A 337-nucleotide genomic window follows, 5' to 3' on the forward strand; every position below is an offset into this window, starting at 1 on the left:
TAAAACCAGAGTCAGTGGAAAAACCGGGGGCAAGCGATGTGAATACCTCAGCCACCTTGGCGAGCGCCCGTTTCCCCTCGTCGACCAGCGCCTCCTCCCGCACGTCCATCGGAACCATATCGATGAAGCTGATGGTCCGATCGACGACAAACAGCGCCCTTAGATGCGCCCCTTTCGCGGCGAGCGTCATGCCTGTCAGCAAAGCCTGATGAGACGCCGGGCTTCCGTCGATAGCGAAGAGAATCTTCGTCGGTCCATGCTGGAGTTGCGGCTCGTAGCTCTCCGGGACGACTAGCACGGGGCATTTAACCAGCTTGCTCACGGGTCCTGAAACGGT

Annotated in this window: 1 protein-coding gene; it reads right to left on the reverse strand. The window is 59.3% G+C overall.

What is annotated here, in order from left to right; translation table 11 throughout:
- The coding region (locus P0D80_RS51465; protein WP_408296725.1) for a universal stress protein at positions 1-322 on the reverse strand (322 nt) is incomplete at its 3' end.
- Positions 323-337 lie beyond the last annotated feature (15 nt).

Origin of the sequence: Paraburkholderia sp. RL17-373-BIF-A, from assembly GCF_046030175.1 — a bacterium.
Lineage (GTDB): Bacteria > Pseudomonadota > Gammaproteobacteria > Burkholderiales > Burkholderiaceae > Paraburkholderia.